Below are 1,933 nucleotides of genomic sequence, written 5' to 3'. Positions count from 1 at the left end.
GTCGACACGGTTGAGGAACTCGGGCTTGAAGTGCCGCTTGAGCTCCTCGTTGACCTTGCCCTTCATCCGGTCGTAGCTGGTGGCCGAATCGCCCTCCACCTGGAACCCGACCGGCCCGCCGGCGATGTCGCGCGCACCGAGGTTGGTGGTCATGATGATCACGGTGTTCTTGAAGTCGACGACCCGACCCTGACCGTCGGTCAGTCGCCCCTCGTCGAGGATCTGCAGCAGCGAGTTGAAGATGTCCGGGTGGGCCTTTTCGATCTCGTCGAACAGCACCACGCTGAACGGCTTGCGCCGTACCTTCTCGGTCAGCTGCCCGCCCTCTTCGAAGCCGACGAACCCAGGAGGGGCGCCGAACAGCCGCGAGACGGTGTGCTTCTCACCGAACTCGCTCATATCCAGCGAGATCAGCGCGCCCTCGTCGTCGAACAGGAACTCGGCCAACGCCTTGGCCAACTCGGTCTTGCCGACCCCGGTGGGTCCGGCGAAGATGAACGATCCGCTGGGGCGCTTGGGGTCCTTCAACCCGGCGCGCTGACGACGGATCGTCTTGGACAGCGCGGCGATCGCCTCGTCCTGCCCGATCACCCGCTGGTGCAGCGCCTTCTCCATGAACACCAGGCGCGAGGACTCCTCCTCGGTGAGCTTGAACACCGGGATGCCGGTCGCCTGAGCGAGCACCTCGGCGATCAGCCCCTCGTCGACAACCGCGGTGGTGGCGACGTCGCCGCTGCGCCACTGCTTCTCAAGGCGCAGCCGCTCGGCAAGGAGCGACTTCTCCTCGTCGCGCAGCGCGGCGGCCTTTTCGAAGTCCTGCTCTTCGCTTGCCTTCTCCTTGTCCTCGCGGACCTTGGCGATCTTCTCGTCGAACTCGCGCAGTTCCGGCGGCGATGACAGGATCGACAGCCGCAGCCGGGCACCGGCCTCATCGATCAGGTCGATGGCCTTGTCCGGCAGGTACCTGTCGCTGACGTACCGGTCGGCAAGGTTCGCGGCGGCGACGATCGCGCCGTCGGTGATCTGTACCTTGTGGTGCGCCTCGTACCGGTCGCGCAGTCCCTTCAGGATGTTGATCGCGTGCGGCAGCGATGGCTCGGCGACCTGGATCGGCTGGAACCGGCGCTCGAGGGCGGCGTCCTTCTCGAAGTGCTTGCGGTACTCGTCGAGCGTTGTCGCACCGATTGTCTGCAGTTCGCCGCGGGCGAGCAGGGGCTTCAGGATCGAGGCGGCGTCGATCGCGCCTTCGGCGGCCCCGGCACCGACAAGTGTGTGGATCTCGTCGATGAACACGATGATGTCCCCGCGGGTGCGGATTTCCTTGGTGACCTTCTTCAGCCGTTCCTCGAAGTCGCCGCGATAGCGCGATCCGGCGATCAGCGAACCGAGGTCGAGGGAGTAGACCTGCTTGTCCTTGAGCGTTTCGGGCACGTCGCCCTTCACGATCGCCTGCGCCAGCCCCTCGACGACAGCGGTTTTGCCGACCCCGGGCTCGCCGATCAGCACGGGGTTGTTCTTCGACCGGCGGGAGAGGATCTGCATCACCCGCTCGATCTCCTTCTCGCGGCCGATGACCGGGTCGAGCTTGTTGTCGCGGGCTGCCTGGGTGAGGTTGCGACCGAACTGGTCGAGCACCTGGGAACCGCCCTGCGATCCGGAGGAGGACTCGTTGGCGGCTCCGGAGACGGCGGCTGGCTCCTTGCCCTGGTAGCCGCTGAGCAGCTGGATCACCTGCTGGCGCACCTTGTTCAGGTCGGCGCCGAGTTTGACAAGCACCTGCGCGGCCACGCCCTCACCCTCGCGGATCAGGCCGAGCAGGATGTGCTCGGTGCCGATGTAGTTGTGGCCCAGCTGCAACGCCTCGCGCAGCGAGAGTTCGAGCACCTTCTTCGCGCGCGGGGTGAACGGGATGTGCCCGGTTGGCTGCTGCTGC

The 1,933-nt window shown here is 66.1% G+C and carries 1 protein-coding gene; it reads right to left on the bottom strand.

The annotated features are described in order from the left end of the window. A partial coding sequence (locus ACK5IN_RS04135; RefSeq protein ID WP_416894950.1) for an ATP-dependent Clp protease ATP-binding subunit occupies positions 1–1,933 on the bottom strand: 1,933 nt, incomplete at both ends.

It is taken from the genome of Microbacterium sp., assembly GCF_047971895.1.
In the GTDB taxonomy this organism is placed as follows: Bacteria; Actinomycetota; Actinomycetes; order Actinomycetales; family Microbacteriaceae; genus Microbacterium.
The sequence above is the reverse complement of the archived record's forward strand: the minus strand, read 5'-3'. Positions and strand labels throughout refer to the sequence as shown.